Raw genomic sequence first — 15,513 nt, 5'->3', positions numbered from 1 at the left:
TGGGCGATTATTGCAGATTAATTAGACTGCATTAGTCAAAGTCTATCTCTATTTGATAATACTCGATATCAGTATATGGCGCTCACTATGTAGCGAATGATATCGGCACTCTCTATCTATTAAGTTGGTCACGGCACGTATGTCATTAGTCTCTTCTTTAAAACACAGTATTTTTGTTCGTATCTATGCTGGACTGCTTATAGTCTGTTTATGCGTAGCATTGTTTGCGCAGTTATTGATGGACACCATCAATAAGGAACGCGTGCAGTCCTATCGCGAGAGTATGGCGATGGGGGCGTTTCATTTAGTAAGTGAAGGCATCTCTCATCAAGATACTAAAGAAGATCGTGAGTATTGGCTGTCTGATGCCAGTAGTCTATTTGGTTCAACGTTTAAGATTGTCCCTATCGATGAGGTAGACTTTACTGCCAGTGAATTAAGACGCTTTAAGAACGATGCCACAGTGGTTCGTTATATGAGCCAACCTGTCTATGCAGATGTGTATTATCGTCTGCCAGACAATGAGAACGTGTTGACCGCGCGAATATCGCAAGTCACAGAGCAGCAAGTACGAGCTATCGCAATATTTTTACTGGATGATTTGTCCTATCAGATGACCTTGTCTGATAAGCGTGCGCGTCTAGCAGAGTTAGAGGAGAAATTTTCTTTTCCTTTAGCGTTTACTGCTGTCAATACGCTCGATTTGGATTCAGATCAGATGTCGCGTTTGCGCCGTGACGAAGTGGTTATCTCATTGCAAGATACTAATAGCAGCAAAAGCAACTCATCTATTAGAGTAGTGGTACCGTCTGAAATCAATGATATGGCGATATTGATTGGTCCTGTGCCGTTGTTCAACTGGTTCCCACTTAACCTAATCATCAGTATGATTCTGATTAGTATGTTCTTAATCAGTTTGGGTGTTTATGCGCTTATTTTCCCGCTTGAGCGTAAGCTACAGCTGATTCAAGTAGGTGTCAACGAAGTCAGTAAAGGCAATCTTGATATTCAAGTACAGGTCATTGGGCAAGATGAGATTGCGCGTCTGTCAGCGACATTTAATGCCATGACGTCACATATCAAGCGTTTGATTGAGTCGCAACGAGAGCTGACGCGAGCAGTATCACACGAGCTTCGGACGCCAGTGGCACGTATTCGGTTTGCCGTAGATATGCTTGCTGATACTGACGATGAGGACTCGCGCTTCATGCAACGTGATTATATCGATGAAGATATTGAATCACTTAATGGGCTGATTGATGAGATTTTGACTTATGCTAAGCTTGAGGAAGGCTCGCCAAAATTAGATTTGGAGCCAGTAAATCTCAAAGAGCTACTTGAGCAAATCGAGCGTGAGACCAATGCATTGGGTAAACCAATTAAAATCGTGACTAATTTACCAAGTGCAAAAGTCACTGCCATTGCAGATCGCCGCTATTTGCACCGCGTGATTCAGAATCTTGCGGGAAATGCTTTGCGTTACGCTGAGACGACCATCATCGTTAGTGCAGGCGTCAAAAAAGGCAATGCGTTTGTCAGTGTAGAGGATGATGGACATGGTATTTCTGAAGCGGATCGCGAAAAAGTATTTATACCGTTTTCACGTTTAGATGACAGTCGTACACGGGCGTCTGGTGGTTATGGCTTAGGCTTATCAATTGTATCGCGCATTGCTTTTTGGTTTAATGGTAGTATGAAAGTCGATGAAAGCCATACGCTTGGTGGCGCGAGATTTGTGATGACGTGGCCTATCAAACCGCTGACCCAGATTCTTGCTGCTGATGAGTTGACGCAAGAGAGAAGCGAACGCGATTTTGATACTAAATAATTGCTCCTCGTAACCATGTTGAGCAATACAAGAACTATGGTTAAACAGGTTTGATTACAGACATTTTGGTAATGAGATGATGCGTTTACCATATATTTCTAAAATAGCTTGATAATATAGGAGGGCAAAGGATGCCATATTTATTTGGAGGGCTAGTGCTGTTGAACGCAATAACATTGGGTTATCATTTGTTCTTAAAGCAGCCTTTAACGACCCAAACGCTGAAGGCAGCACAAGAGGAAATGACGCAGCCACTCACCTTCACCAATGGTGCTGAGTATCTCCCGCCTATTATTGGTACAAGAGACTGAGCGGCTGTCACTCGATATATATGGGCGACAGTTTTATCGCGTTTCTTTATTTGCTGTAGCATTCTCGGTTGCAGAGGTATCGACCGTATCAGCTGCGATGGTATTATCTCCAGTAACTTTGGAGAGTAGGGGTATGCGTACGCATACTTGTAGCCCGCCATCAGGATGGTTAATGGCCTCCACCGTACCGTGATGTAACCTTGCGATACGATCGACGATAGCCAGTCCTAACCCACTACCTTGCGTCGTACGTGCGGTCTCCCCACGCTCAAACGGTTGCATAATCCGCTCTAACTGATCCTCTGCTACCCCGTTACCGCAGTCCCGCACACAAATCATCAATTGCTCTTGCGCCTCTTGGGTGACTACGTTCTCACTGACCACATCGCTATCTTCTTCTGGAGCCGTTTCTATAAACGTAGGTATTACTGTGGCTGAAAGATAAATCGGTGGTTTACCATAGCGATTGGCATTGTTGATGAGATTGATAATCAGACGTTTGATAGATAAGGGGCGCACCGGAACGACCTTATTACACTCTGATTGATATATAAATTTCATCGGAGCAAATTGCACCATGATTTCATTAAATATCGTATCCAAATTGGTTAGGCTGACGGGCTCATCAGAGCCGTCTTTCATAAACGAGATGAACTGCTCCAAAATGGCATCCATGTCTTCAATATCGTAAATCAACCCTTCACGAAAGAAATCATCTGGCAGCATCTCGGCAGTCAAACGCATACGAGTCAATGGCGTACGCAAGTCGTGTGAGATACCAGCAAGCATAATTGTCCGTTCTTTTTGCGCTTGGTTTAATGTCGTAAACAGACGGTTAAAAGCCATATTTACTTGACGTATCTCAGTAGGGCCCTTTTGCGTAGGTAAAGTGGTAGCGTGTCCTAAACGAATGTAATTGGTCGCTGCACGCTGCAAATAACGTAACGGGCGATTGAGTTGCCGTGCAAGCAAAATAATGGTCAGTAGGGATAATATCGGCAACCCAATCAAGAACAGTACGAGCAATGTCGGACTGTACTGTGAATAGTAAACTACTGGCTCACGAATCCAAAAACTGTCGTCGCGGCTGTCCTGTACCCAAAGCTGCGGCGTTGGCTTAAATTTAAAGTACACTTCGACAGGTCGACCCAGCTGTGCACCAATCTCACGCTGAAGCACGTCAGTAAAGAAACCGACAAACGCCTTATCAGCAACTTCAGGGAAATCACTGGGATTGTTGACGACGACGACGTGAGAATGCTGATAAACCCACTGACGGATATCAGGGCGGTACTGCCAGTCTTTATTAACGCTATTGATTAAGCGCAGCTCACTCGTCAAATAACGGGCGTGATTTTTGAGCTCTGGTAGATATAGACTGCGCCAAAAAAATAGAATTGACAAACCCACACTGATAAGAACAATAAAAGAGACCATCAAGGTCGTCAGCCAAGTGTTGGAGTAAGAGCTTGGTAGCCAACCTTTGCGACGTGGCTTTGAGTTTGGTGTGATCATATAAATCCAGCAGATTGAGAGATACTGTGTTGGGTTTGGTCTGGGGTTAAACCGCTGTACCGCGGCTAAGAAAGTCCAACTGATACCTTGAGTATGTGTAAAACCAAGCAAGCTACAATAATCATAGAATACCACATCCAATGAATAGTACCTTTATAGTACTCACCAAGGATAACCATTAAATACTTAAGATCAAAATAAAATCACTTATGCATAATTCGCTTGATGCCTAGTTTGGTTTAAAGACAGTTTGATACGTAATTAATTTGTTTGTATGAAGTGGCTACTGTGCGCATTTAAAAAACGCCTATCGACAATTATATTTTACACAGACTGGTATTTAAGCTATTGTTAATAAATAATTAAATATGCACAGTTTATGTTTTCAACAAATAAAGACTGTGATATAATTATGCCCTTTTTGGTATACCTGCGAAAGAGAGAATTCACATGGTTGTTATTCGTTTAGCACGGGGCGGTGCCAAGAAACGCCCATTTTATCAAGTAGTTGTTGCTGATCAACGCCGCGCGCGTGACGGTCGCTATATTGAAAACATCGGCTTTTTTAACCCACTCGCTAAAGAGTCTGAAGAAGCAGTACGCCTAAACATGGAAGCGTACAATGCGTGGATCGCAAAAGGTGCACAACCTTCAGATCGCGTTGCTTCATTAGCAAAAGCTTACAACAAGTCTGCCGCACAAACTGAAGCAACTGCTTAAGTTTTTGCTGTTACTGAGCCACTTATAGTCTAACTACAAGTTGATTCAGTAGACTTTAGAATACATAGCGTAACTGGTCTGACCAGGGTGCGCCATTAACTGTTTATCGCTTTTGACACAATTGTTTTTGCAATTGCTGTTGTAATCATTGTTAGGTTAGCTGCTATGTCATCCATTCCAAACGCTAGTGCCCTTATGAAAATCGGTCAGCTTAAGAAGCCTTACGGCATCAAAGGTTGGCTATGGGTATTCAGTGATACGGATGATCGTACAGCGATATTCGATATGAAGCCGTGGTGGATGAAAACTGCCACTGGTATGAAACCTTTGACTGTGAAAGCTTGGCGTGAGCAAGGAACAGGAATTGTGGCTCAATTTGAGCAGATTCCTGATCGTAATGTTGCTGAGACTATGAACGGTGTTACCGTTTGGGTCGAACAAAACGTCTTGCCTGAAACAGCTGAAGACGAATATTATTGGTCGGATTTGGTCAGTCTGCGCGTGATGAACGAGCAGGATGAGTATCTAGGCAATATCACTGAAATGTTTGAAACCGGTGCCCATGACATCATGCGCGTAGCGGCCAATTCAGACAGTTTGGATAATGAAGAGCGCCTAGTTCCATGGCACAAGCAAACTGTAATAGAGGTCAATATGACTGAAAAGACAGTACTTGTGGCATGGCCGAGTGATTATTAATATCGATTCTAGCTTTTAGTTAGACGTTATTGATATTTACACCGATTGTTTTAGCCTCAATGTAAGTAGACATCAGATGTATTTTGCCGTAATTAGTATTTTTCCTGAGATGTTTGCCACGATTCGTGAGTTTGGAATCACGGGACGGGCAGTGACTCAAGAGCAAGTTACGATTGAATGCATTAATCCACGTGATTATACCACTGATAACTATCGCCGTATTGATGAGCGCCCTTATGGTGGCGGTCCTGGGATGGTGATGATGGCTGAGCCATTATCGAAAGCCATCGAGGATGCCCGTTTGCGCGCCAGTCAGCATGGCTGCCGTATCGATAGCGAGCACTGTCCGGTGATCTATATGTCGCCACAAGGACAGACGCTTAGTGAGAGTAGCGTAGTCGGTATGACTGATTACGATGGCATGATTTTATTATGCGGTCGTTATGAAGGTATCGATGAGCGTCTGCTGTCACAGTATGTCGATATGGAAGTGTCATTAGGTGATTATGTGTTGACTGGTGGTGAGCTACCAGCGATGGTGCTGATGGATAGTGTAATACGTCGTCTACCTGATATCATGGGTGATGACAAGTCAGCAGAGCAAGACTCGTTCGTCGATGGCTTGCTTGACTGTCCACATTATACTAAGCCACATGAGTTTGCCGGCATGGCAGTTCCTGAAGTATTACTATCAGGTCACCATGCCAATATCGCCAAGTGGCGTTTTGCTCAGCAAGTCAGTCGTACGCAAACGCGTCGTCCAGATTTGTGGCAAGCGTTTACCCCAACGGCAGAGCAAGCGAAGTGGCTAAAAGCACTGGCAAAAGTAGATAAAAAGTAGATTTTCAAAATCTAGTTTTATCGCTTTTAAGCTTGATAAACAGTTAAAAGACAGAATTTTGAGCAATAATAAAACGAGTCATCACATAGTGGCCGTTGGTTATAACCCATTTACGTTGTGTCTCACTATAAAGAGATATAATTAATTATTACAAACAGGTGATATGCGTCAAGCCTCTATTATCTAATGTGAGGAGATAACTCTCATGAGCAACAAGCATCCATTGGTTCAGGTCATCGAAAATGCTCAATTGATTGAGCGCCCAAGCTTTGCACCCGGCGATACCGTTGTGGTACAAGTAAAAGTACGTGAAGGTGAGCGTGAGCGTTTACAGGCTTTTGAAGGCGTTGTAATTGCTAAGCGTAACCGCGGTCTAAACTCAGCGTTTACCGTACGTAAAATCTCAAGCGGCGTTGGTGTTGAGCGTGCATTCCAGTTGCATTCACCAATCATTGATAGCATTGAAGTGAAACGCCGCGGTGCTGTTCGCCGTGCGAAACTGTACTACTTACGTGAGCGTTCTGGTAAATCAGCACGTATCCGCGAAAAACTTGCGCCACGTCCAGCTCAGAAAAAGACTGATGCTGGCGTACCTGATGCCGTTGATACCGCACCTGGTATTTAAGCACAAGTTTGCCGTTTTGAGTTGATCGTATTATTTTAGGGTTGACTCAAGATAAGGTAATAGTAGATACAAGCCCTTATTCATAGGTTTATTTATAAATAAGCGGGCCATACCAAAAAAGACGAAACCCCAATCTATGCGTATGCTAGATTGGGGTTTTTGTATGTGTGCCATTATAAATGTAGATTTTATCAACCATCAATCATCAACCTAAGACTAACAATCAGTAGTTATTCAGGGTCAGGTGTTTCAATTCGGCTGACTTGCTCTTTAGACTTACTGTATTTTCGCAGTCGGATATATAACGTCTTAGTGACGGTAGCGATGAGTTTTTGTTGATCATCGACGATGTCGACTTTATATTCGCGGAATACAGCGTCACCATCTTTTGCCAGTTCTTGAATGGTAATGACTTCTGAGCTGGGTATTTTCATGCGTGCAGTGACTTTGCTATTGCCGGGCGCGACAAAGTCAATACTTGAGCTTTTGTCCCATACCACGTAGTTGCTACCCAGTTGATGCATCAGCATGAGCATGTAGAAGGGGTCAACCATCGAATATAAGCTACCACCAAATTGAGTACCGACGATGTTTTTGTTTAGCGTGGTCAGTCCCATGCTGACCACACATAATCCCTGATCGAGGCTGATATGGTCGATTTTGATACCTGCGCCAATGTATGGAGCATAAGTATTGAGTCGCAGCTTTAAAAGGTGCGGTGTCAGTAATGGCATGATACTTTGTTTTGCTCGACGCTTTAAAGTCTCAAAATTAGCGGGAAATACACTCATAGCTCTATCCTGTTGCTTTTTTCAATTTTTTGATATTACCAGTAGTACTGTTTTTCGGTATTGACTATCAGGTGAAGATCGTCAAAAAATATTTATCATAGTGAAAAATGGCTACGCTCGCTAGCTCTAAAGCGTAACCAAAAAAACAATATATTTATTTGGTATGCACTTATATATTGTCAATATAGCGCATCTACAAAGTTCTATTGGGCTTTGTACCATTACAAATGCAAACTTTCATTTATGTATTATAGTGAGACACACAGTATCTTTACATGAGTTTTGGGTCGCATTTCACCAATGCATAGCATACAATAGTTTGCAGTTTGCGATGGACACATTGATCTACTCAGTACTTGATCAGAGTATTAGCAACCATAAAAGACGTAATCCACACAAGGAAATGTGATGAGTAACCCTCAGACCCCTTCTCCGGGGTCTAATCCGACGCCGAACCTATCCGATCATGACAATAATAATGACAGTAACAGAGAGGGTAGCTATCCAGAATTACATAAGCCAAGCTCAAGCTTTGATAATCGCGATGCTTATCTGAACCATGAATTACAGATCATGCAGCCGAAGCGCTGGCGACCTAATTTGCCGTTTCGAGATTATCGTTTTGAGTATGAAGATACGATCCCAGCGATGGCAGCAACGATTGGCAAAGTAGTTATGGTGGGTGCTATTGCCGCAACGTTTGCAGGACCACTAGGGTTGGGCGATGCTTTTGTTCTAGAAAACGTACGCTATGAGCTATTGATTGTTTCGTTCTTCATTATCTTGTTTTCTGGTTTCTTATTACCGACAGCCAACCTGGCTGGTACTCATGGTCCACTCATTCCATTGATTCCTATTGTTGTGGCCGCTGGTGGTCACCCTATGGCATTTGGTTTGCTTATCGGTGCTTTTGGTCTACTCCTTGCTATCAGTAAAGGGGGGAGTTTGCTGGCCAACTTGACCAGTAAAGGCGTCTGTGGTGGTCTACTTATTTACTTAGGGTTTATTGGTACGACATCGCAGGTCAAAAATCTCTTTGCATGGTCAGAAAGTATTGGTATGACGCACATTGCTTTCTTTATTATTCTGGCGACTATCTTGCTATATGCCTTACTTGAGCATTGGCAAAAGCGCTGGCTTGCGGTACCGCTTAGCTGCGTACTGGGCGGCGGTCTTGCATTTGCATTGGGCGCGCCTTTTGAGTTTCAGACCGCGCCAGGTCTACCAAACATGAATCCAATGTATTGGTGGGGTGAAAACACAGGGTGGATGTTGGGTCTGCCCACGATTGAAAGCTTTATCGTAGTTCTACCATTTGCCATCCTAGCCGTTGCTATGTGGTCGCCAGATTTTTTGGGTCATCAAGTGTTTCAAAAAATCAGCTATCCCAAACGAACTGAAAAAGTACTTATGGACATTGATGATACGATGACCAGTGCGTCGTTTCGTCAAGTAGTGGGTTCGGTGCTGGGCGGTGCCAACTTTGCGTCGTCGTGGGGCACATACATTGTCCCAGCAGCGATTGCGAAGCGTCCGATTCCGGCTGGTGCGTTATTGACAGCACTATTCTGTGTTATCGCAGGGGTTTGGGGTTATCCGATGGATTTGGCCATCTGGCAGCCTGTGATGTGTGTGGCATTGATCGTAGGGGTGTTTATCCCATTGCTAGAAGCGGGCATGGAGATGACGCGCGAAGGAAAGACCACGCAGTCTGCTGCTATCGTGGTGTTTGCTTCTGCACTGGTCAATCCCGCTTTTGGTTGGTCGCTCACATTACTGCTCGATAATTTAGGCTTAATTGGCTCTAAAGAGCGCAGTGCGGGCTTATCTAAAATGAGCCGCTGGATCATACCAGGCATTATGTTTGTGGTGCTGACAGGGGTAATGGCTATCGTTGGTATGCTGCCTGGCATCCCAGCATTGATGGCAAGCTTCCGCCAATAATAAAAGCAGGGGACATGACTCTTTTTGTCGCTTCATTGATAAGCATAGACTGACTATACTCACTATTTTTACCTTGAATCGTCAAAAAATTGTCTCTATCAGTGCCATAGTTGAACGGTCAACATACCTTAAAATAAGATAAATCATACGAAGTCAGCATCAAGCTGGCTTTTTTGTGAGTCATCATACACGATCTACTCGCTTGTAAAATGAGCATTCCCGCCCCATAACTGGCTATATCAATTAAGGTTTTAAGAGCAAAAAAGTCTATGGTCAACGTCTCAGAAACAAGCCCTGTCGATGATGAAAAAGCCCGCCTCAAACATCTCATCAAACGCCTGCCAAACTTGCCAGGGGTGTATAAGATGCTGGGAAAAAACGGTGATATTTTATATGTGGGTAAAGCTAAGTCGCTAAAAAGCCGTGTGAACAGTTACTTTGCCAAGACGATTGATCATCCAAAGACGCGCGCATTGGTGGCTCGGATTCATAATATTGAGACCATTATCACGCGTAGTGAGACCGAGGCACTACTGCTCGAACAAAACCTCATCAAAGAACATCGCCCACCCTATAATGTCCTGCTGCGTGATGATAAATCATACCTCTATGTGTTTATCTCAGCCGATAAGCCTTATCCACGTTTGGCGTATGGACGCGGCAAAGGCAACCATCAAAAAGGTCGTTTTTTTGGCCCATTCCCATCCGCCCACGCCGCAAAAGAAACGCTGGTATTGATGCAGAAAATGTTTCAAATGCGTCAATGTACCAATACTTTTTTTAAGCAGCGTCAGCGCCCTTGTCTTGAGTATCAGATTAAGCGTTGCCGTGCGCCCTGTGTCGGTCTGGTATCGCCAGAGGAATATGCGGAAGATGTGAATAATACCATTCGGTTTTTGAAAGGTGACTCGGGTGATATTCATAGTACGCTAATTGAAAAAATGGAAGGGGCTGCTGAAGCGCTAGATTTTGAAAAGGCGGTGTTTTATCGTGATCAGCTGTCCATGTTACGCGAAGTGCAGGCAAGACAAGCAGTCTATACGGTACAAGGCGAGGCTGATGTAATCGCGATTGCCAGTCAGGCTGGCATGACCTGCGTCAACATACTGACCGTACGCGGTGGCCGCGTGTTAGGCGGCAAAAACTACTTCCCCGATGTGGATAGTAGTGAGTCGCTAGCAGATAATCTATCGGCTTTTATCACATCATTTTACTTTCAGGTGACCGATGACCTACCAGCCGAGATTATCTTGAGTCATGAGATACCAGATCAGGTGGCAGTGAGCGAAGCACTGGCAACGCATTTTGGCAGTAAAGTAACCATTAAGACCAATGTGCGCGAGCATCGCTCAGAATGGCTGGATTTGGCAACGCTCAACACCAGTAATGCGCTAAAAACCAAGTTGGGAGATTATCTAGAGCTGCATGCGCGCTTTGGTGCACTAAAGGACGTACTGGCTGATGTGACAGACCGCACCGTTGACCGTATCGAGTGTTTTGATATCTCTCATACGATGGGTGAGGCGACCATTGGTAGCTGTGTGGTGTTTGATCAAGGCGGCGCACGTAAGCGAGATTACCGTCAGTATGCTATTCATGATATCCAAGGCGGTGATGACTATGCCGCCATGAAGCAAGTGCTGACCAGACGCTACAAAAAGCAGCCATTGCCTGATCTATTGCTGGTTGACGGCGGGAAAGGACAGCTTGGTATCGCAAAAGAAGTGCTAACAGAATTGGGTATCCTAGGTGATACCTTGCTTATCAGTGTGGCAAAGGGCGAGGGACGCAAAGCGGGACTTGAGGTGCTACATTTCATCGATCATGAGCCGTTAGATCTGCCGATGGATAGCAAGGCGCTACATTTATTGATGCATATTCGTGATGAGGCGCACCGGTTTGCCATTACTGCGCACCGTAAAAAACGCGATAAGCGCCGCTCCTCATCGGTGTTAGAAGTTATACCGGGGCTTGGTGAAAAGCGCCGCCGCGATTTGCTTAACCACTTCGGCGGTATGCAGCAGTTGCTTGGCGCGTCACAGCAAGAGCTGGCAGGTGTGCAGGGAATTGGACCTGTACTCGCAAAAACAGTCTATAAAGTACTGCACGAGTAATTTTGTTCATTGCATAGAAAAAGACAAAATCCATTAGGATTTTGTCTTTTTAATATTAGAAAGTTTTAATTATTAAAAATCAAAACTCAACTGTTGATTCGGGTAACTGCGACAATGCTCGCAAACGTGTTCCCAGCGATTAAATCTATATCTCCAGTACCAACGTACGTGCACAGCTTTAGGATAACCGCATTGAATGGCCATTATGACCTCCATGATTATGATGATAATTTCACAACAATGGAGACGTAGACGTTTATTAGCATTTGCTATAAAATATATGGACCTTCCGACAGGTATATAAAATATTTGCAATATGCTAACAATGGAGCCTAGCTCCACGGTTGTCTTATTTAAATGTTTTTTAAGCTCAGCAATTAGCGTTGCTGGGCTTTTTTAATTTTCCATATTTGATTTCTCCTCTTACGTTATATGCTTTTAAGTAGAATAGAAGACTAACTGACGTTAGGCTTCTACTTTATAAGTCGTAAATTTAAAGTTTAAATCACTTTTTTCATCATGCATCTGCTCAGACTCTTCTGCTACGTTGAAACGAGCAGGTAACTCAGGATAGAACGCATCACCATCGGTAATATCAGTATCTACGTGGGTCAGTTCAATACGATCGGTATACATCAGCGCTTCACTGAATACACGCTCACCGCCAATCACCCAAATCGTATCTAGGTGTAGCCCATGTGCCAAACTTGCCGCGTGAGTGAGTGCATCGTCCAAATTATGAACCACATGCACGTGGTCATGTCCGACTAGCCCTTGCTGCTCTGCATAGTCCATCCGGGTAGAGATGATGAAGCACACACGTTTGGGTAGTGGCTTGCTATCCATTGACTCAAATGTTTTACGGCCCATGATAACGATGCCCTGCATATCACTACTAGATGCAGTATTTTGCGGATCGCGTGTGGTCATTTTTTTGAAATGTTGCAGATCTGCCGAGATGTGCCACGGTAGTTTATTGTCTTTACCGATACAACGATTGCTACTTATGGCAGCGATCTGGGCGACTTCAGTGTGGGCATAGCTCATAATGTGTCCTTTATACTATATTTTTAAACGTTTATATTTCTAAATTTTGATCTTACGTAGAGCGGGTACTAAGACCAGCTCTATACAGCAACTTTTGCCTTGATAGCAGGGTGCGACTCGTAGTCATTGACGCTAATATCTTCATATTTAAACGCAAATATATCTGTGATATCCGTATTCAAAGACAGTGTTGGCAGCTTATAAAGCGAACGTGTCAGTTGCAACTCAGCTTGCTCGCGGTGGTTTTGATAGATATGGCAATCACCACCTGTCCAGACGAACTCACCGACATCCAGACCGCAAACCTGTGCCACCATGTGAGTCAATAACGCATAGCTGGCGATATTGAATGGCACACCCAAAAATAAATCAGCCGAACGCTGATACAGCTGACAAGAGAGTTTGCCGTCTGCCACAAAGAACTGAAACAACGTATGACAAGGGGGCAGTGCTACTTGCTCTGCCTCACCTGGATTCCAACCTGAAACAATCAAGCGGCGCGAGTTAGGATTGGTTTTTATTTGTTCGACCACTTGTGCAATTTGATCGACGCCATCAGAATTATAACTGGCGTCTTCATTTTTGGTCGCGCCATAGTTGCGCCATTGATGACCATATACTGGGCCAAGATCACCTTCGGGACGATTGAAGCGTGCGGTTTGCTCCGCTATTGCCCACTCATTCCAAATGCGCACTCCATTGTCTTGTAGGTACTGAACATGAGTGCTACCACTCAAAAACCATAGCAGTTCGTAAGCAATAGATTTGAAGTGAACCTTTTTGGTGGTTAGCAGTGGAAAACCTTCTGCTAAGTCAAAACGCAACTGCGCACCAAAGTGACTCAGCGTACCCGTACCCGTACGATCACCTTTTTCGGTACCGTTGTCTAAGACGTGGCGTAGCAAATCAAGATACGCTTGCTCGTTATTACTGTGGTTACCATTGATCATAAAAATGCTCTTTAGTTACTGCTGACAGTAGCTACCGACTAGTCAAATAACCGATACCGCCGCTGTCATTATGAAAAGTATTGCTAGGGTAGGTGCTGCGACCATTTACCCTATTATTCAAGTTATCCATCACTCTACTGGGAGCACAGCCTTAGTAAGCCGCTTGTTTGCCCCAGTCGTAGATGCCGCGCTTGTAAGCGTAACCGATCAAAAACAGACCAATAATAATCATCGGTGCGCTCAATATCTGACCTTTGGTCATCCAACCGAGCAAGATAAACCCTTGATCAACGTCTGGCTGACGGAAGAACTCAATGATGAAACGGCTCAAGCCATAGCCCAGCATAAAGACACCAGTCACCGCCATGCGTGGACGGGGTTTTGATGAATACCACCACAGGAATAAGAACAATAGCAGACCTTCGGCAAAGGCCTCGTATAGCTGTGACGGATGACGAGGTAGTAGGTACTGACCATTGACCTCAGTCATAACGTCTTGCAGTGCCGGATTGGCCTGTAGCTGCTGCATATCAAACCCAGCCGCTTGGGGAAAGTAGGTGAGCCAGTTATAGCCACCATCAGAGACGCGGCCCCATAGCTCGCCGTTGATATAGTTACCGATGCGACCAAACAGCAAACCCGTCGGTACGCAGGGTACGATAAAATCAAGCACTTGAAACGGTGTCTTTTTATACTTGCGAGCAAAGTACAGCATACCTAGCATCACACCGATCAGACCGCCATGGAATGACATACCGCCTTCCCAGACTTTGAACAAGTAGGCAGGGTTTTGTAGCAGCTCGCTAAATTGATAAAACAACACATAACCGACACGGCCGCCTAAGATAACGCCAAGTGCGCCAAAGAACACTAAGTCTGAGACCATATCTGTCGTCCAGCCCTCACGCTTGGTACTGCGATACCATGCCAGGCCATAAGCGGCAGCAAATGCCAGTAAATACATCAGCCCATACCAGTGGACTTCGACAGGTCCCAGTGCTAAAGCGACAGGATCGTACTGAGGGTGAATCGTCATAAGAGTGTCATAATATTGATAATAAAGTGCTGACTATAATAGCAAATTTCATGCGCCCAGCATACATAATTGCTATGACGCCAGTTAGGGGGCGCTAGGAGATTTACTATTGGTGTTGAGGGTCGTTGATAGAGTGCTAGGCAAGAGGTGTGAGAGATAAGGAGCGTTAGATCTCAGATATAGCCGCAGTGATAGAAGAAGGGGTTGAGGTGACCATAGGAGGTTCTTGATAGTGGACAGTCTAAGAAAAGTATGGCGTTCTTAGCGCATAAAAGATGCCCACTACCAAGTAGATAGGATTGAAACAATTAGATAGCCACCAGTTCTTGTACGTTGTTGTCGACCATGGTGTCGCCTGCACCTTGAGACACAACCTTGCCCCGTGATAGCACTGTATAGTTATCAGCGAGCTCTTCGGCAAACTCATAGAACTGCTCGACCAACACAATCGCCATATCACCCTTGTCTGCTAAGTCGCGAAGCACGCGGCCGATATCTTTGATAATAGACGGCTGTATACCTTCGGTTGGCTCATCCAAGATCAATACTGATGGCTCGGAGGCGAGCGCACGAGCGATAGCAAGCTGCTGCTGCTGGCCACCAGACAGATCACCGCCGCGACGATGCTTCATCTCATCGAGCACTGGAAAGATATCATATAAATGCTTGGGTACTTGCTTGGCTTTACTGCGTGAGAATTTTGCCATACCAATCAAGATATTTTCTTCTACCGTCAGTGTCGAAAAGATATCGCGACCTTGCGGTACATAGGCCAAACCTGCTCGGACACGCTGCTCTGGTGACATCTTACTGATGTCTTTATCGTTGAGTAAGATTTGCCCTGATTTGATCGGCAATATACCCATTAAGCATTTGAGCAGCGTGGTTTTGCCCACGCCATTACGCCCAAGTACCACGCTGCACGCGCCTATAGGTGCTGTGAACGAGACGTCTCGTAAAATATGACTGCCGCCGTAATATTGATTGATGCCATTGACTTGTAACATGACGGTCTCCTAACCTCTACATTGTTTTCTGATGTCTATATTGTCTAGCCGTGTATTTACTCGAGATACACTTGATCATCACTCT

The 15,513-nt window shown here is 44.7% G+C and carries 14 protein-coding genes; 8 read left to right on the top strand and 6 right to left on the bottom strand.

The window, feature by feature from the left end:
* The first annotated feature begins 139 nt into the window (after nt 1-139).
* Together AC5JPY_RS07005 and AC5JPY_RS07000 are read left to right on the top strand one after the other, a co-directional pair.
* The gene (locus AC5JPY_RS07005; protein WP_443526715.1) at nt 140-1,828 is read left to right on the top strand and encodes an ATP-binding protein; all 1,689 of its coding nucleotides are present in this window, start codon (nt 140-142) and stop codon (nt 1,826-1,828) included.
* Nucleotides 1,829-1,959: 131 nt separating this feature from the next.
* Entirely contained in the window at nt 1,960-2,139 is a 180-nt protein-coding gene (locus AC5JPY_RS07000; RefSeq protein ID WP_443526713.1) for a hypothetical protein, read from the top strand.
* A gap of 33 nt (nt 2,140-2,172) precedes the next feature.
* Here the strand turns inward: AC5JPY_RS07000 and AC5JPY_RS06995 are convergent, their stop codons facing one another.
* Complete coding sequence (locus tag AC5JPY_RS06995) at nt 2,173-3,654, bottom strand: ATP-binding protein (RefSeq protein WP_443526712.1); 1,482 nt, start codon at nt 3,652-3,654, stop codon at nt 2,173-2,175.
* 450 nt (nt 3,655-4,104) lie between these two features.
* Between AC5JPY_RS06995 and rpsP the strand changes: the two genes are divergently transcribed.
* The 4 genes from rpsP to rplS all read left to right on the top strand — a co-directional run bounded on the left by rpsP (nt 4,105) and on the right by rplS (nt 6,539).
* Nucleotides 4,105-4,374 (top strand): 30S ribosomal protein S16, encoded by a 270-nt coding sequence (gene rpsP / locus AC5JPY_RS06990; protein ID WP_021812802.1) that lies wholly within the window; start codon nt 4,105-4,107, stop codon nt 4,372-4,374.
* A gap of 165 nt (nt 4,375-4,539) precedes the next feature.
* Nucleotides 4,540-5,073 carry a ribosome maturation factor RimM gene (rimM, locus tag AC5JPY_RS06985; protein WP_443526711.1) on the top strand — a complete coding sequence of 178 codons (534 nt, stop codon included), beginning with the start codon at nt 4,540-4,542 and terminating at the stop codon, nt 5,071-5,073.
* Between the two features lie 76 nt (nt 5,074-5,149).
* A complete protein-coding gene (trmD, locus tag AC5JPY_RS06980) occupies nt 5,150-5,914 on the top strand; it encodes a tRNA (guanosine(37)-N1)-methyltransferase TrmD (RefSeq protein WP_443526710.1) in 765 nt (254 codons plus the stop codon).
* A gap of 205 nt (nt 5,915-6,119) precedes the next feature.
* Entirely contained in the window at nt 6,120-6,539 is a 420-nt protein-coding gene (rplS, locus tag AC5JPY_RS06975) for a 50S ribosomal protein L19 (RefSeq protein WP_290176744.1), read from the top strand.
* A 230-nt stretch (nt 6,540-6,769) separates the two neighbouring features.
* Here the strand turns inward: rplS and AC5JPY_RS06970 are convergent, their stop codons facing one another.
* Nucleotides 6,770-7,330 carry a DUF4442 domain-containing protein gene (locus AC5JPY_RS06970; RefSeq protein ID WP_443526708.1) on the bottom strand — a complete coding sequence of 187 codons (561 nt, stop codon included), beginning with the start codon at nt 7,328-7,330 and terminating at the stop codon, nt 6,770-6,772.
* 408 nt (nt 7,331-7,738) lie between these two features.
* On the opposite strand from AC5JPY_RS06970, the gene AC5JPY_RS06965 reads away from it, so the two are divergent.
* Nucleotides 7,739-9,274 carry a DUF3360 family protein gene (locus AC5JPY_RS06965; protein ID WP_443526706.1) on the top strand — a complete coding sequence of 512 codons (1,536 nt, stop codon included), beginning with the start codon at nt 7,739-7,741 and terminating at the stop codon, nt 9,272-9,274.
* Nucleotides 9,275-9,543: 269 nt separating this feature from the next.
* Nucleotides 9,544-11,388: an excinuclease ABC subunit UvrC gene (uvrC, locus tag AC5JPY_RS06960; protein WP_443526704.1), complete on the top strand. Its 1,845-nt coding sequence runs from the start codon at nt 9,544-9,546 to the stop codon at nt 11,386-11,388.
* A 465-nt stretch (nt 11,389-11,853) separates the two neighbouring features.
* Here uvrC and AC5JPY_RS06955 read toward each other — a convergent pair whose 3' ends face one another.
* The 4 genes from AC5JPY_RS06955 to urtE form a co-directional block, all read right to left on the bottom strand.
* Nucleotides 11,854-12,435 (bottom strand): dihydrofolate reductase, encoded by a 582-nt coding sequence (locus tag AC5JPY_RS06955; RefSeq protein WP_443526703.1) that lies wholly within the window; start codon nt 12,433-12,435, stop codon nt 11,854-11,856.
* Nucleotides 12,436-12,515: 80 nt separating this feature from the next.
* Nucleotides 12,516-13,385, bottom strand: coding sequence for a thymidylate synthase (locus AC5JPY_RS06950; RefSeq protein ID WP_443526701.1), 870 nt, complete (start codon nt 13,383-13,385; stop codon nt 12,516-12,518).
* A 151-nt stretch (nt 13,386-13,536) separates the two neighbouring features.
* Complete coding sequence (gene lgt, locus AC5JPY_RS06945) at nt 13,537-14,421, bottom strand: prolipoprotein diacylglyceryl transferase (RefSeq protein WP_443526700.1); 885 nt, start codon at nt 14,419-14,421, stop codon at nt 13,537-13,539.
* Between the two features lie 308 nt (nt 14,422-14,729).
* Nucleotides 14,730-15,428, bottom strand: a complete 699-nt coding sequence (gene urtE, locus AC5JPY_RS06940; RefSeq protein ID WP_443526698.1) for an urea ABC transporter ATP-binding subunit UrtE — start codon at nt 15,426-15,428, stop codon at nt 14,730-14,732.
* Nucleotides 15,429-15,513 lie beyond the last annotated feature (85 nt).

The sequence above is a fragment of the Psychrobacter sp. H27 genome, from assembly GCF_059072655.1.
This window is presented reverse-complemented; position numbering and strand designations above follow the sequence as displayed.

Excerpts from the sequence above, each read along its gene's own strand:
- uvrC (WP_443526704.1), top strand. The coding sequence starts at position 9,544 with ATGGTCAACGTCTCAGAAACAAGCCCTGTCGATGATGAAAAAGCCCGC.
- AC5JPY_RS06965 (WP_443526706.1), top strand. The coding sequence starts at position 7,739 with ATGAGTAACCCTCAGACCCCTTCTCCGGGGTCTAATCCGACGCCGAAC.
- rplS (WP_290176744.1), top strand. The coding sequence starts at position 6,120 with ATGAGCAACAAGCATCCATTGGTTCAGGTCATCGAAAATGCTCAATTG.
- AC5JPY_RS06970 (WP_443526708.1), bottom strand. The coding sequence starts at position 7,330 with ATGAGTGTATTTCCCGCTAATTTTGAGACTTTAAAGCGTCGAGCAAAA.
- AC5JPY_RS06950 (WP_443526701.1), bottom strand. The coding sequence starts at position 13,385 with ATGATCAATGGTAACCACAGTAATAACGAGCAAGCGTATCTTGATTTG.
- rpsP (WP_021812802.1), top strand. The coding sequence starts at position 4,105 with ATGGTTGTTATTCGTTTAGCACGGGGCGGTGCCAAGAAACGCCCATTT.
- lgt (WP_443526700.1), bottom strand. The coding sequence starts at position 14,421 with ATGACGATTCACCCTCAGTACGATCCTGTCGCTTTAGCACTGGGACCT.
- rimM (WP_443526711.1), top strand. The coding sequence starts at position 4,540 with ATGTCATCCATTCCAAACGCTAGTGCCCTTATGAAAATCGGTCAGCTT.
- AC5JPY_RS06995 (WP_443526712.1), bottom strand. The coding sequence starts at position 3,654 with ATGATCACACCAAACTCAAAGCCACGTCGCAAAGGTTGGCTACCAAGC.
- AC5JPY_RS07005 (WP_443526715.1), top strand. The coding sequence starts at position 140 with ATGTCATTAGTCTCTTCTTTAAAACACAGTATTTTTGTTCGTATCTAT.
- AC5JPY_RS07000 (WP_443526713.1), top strand. The coding sequence starts at position 1,960 with ATGCCATATTTATTTGGAGGGCTAGTGCTGTTGAACGCAATAACATTG.
- urtE (WP_443526698.1), bottom strand. The coding sequence starts at position 15,428 with ATGTTACAAGTCAATGGCATCAATCAATATTACGGCGGCAGTCATATT.
- AC5JPY_RS06955 (WP_443526703.1), bottom strand. The coding sequence starts at position 12,435 with ATGAGCTATGCCCACACTGAAGTCGCCCAGATCGCTGCCATAAGTAGC.
- trmD (WP_443526710.1), top strand. The coding sequence starts at position 5,150 with ATGTATTTTGCCGTAATTAGTATTTTTCCTGAGATGTTTGCCACGATT.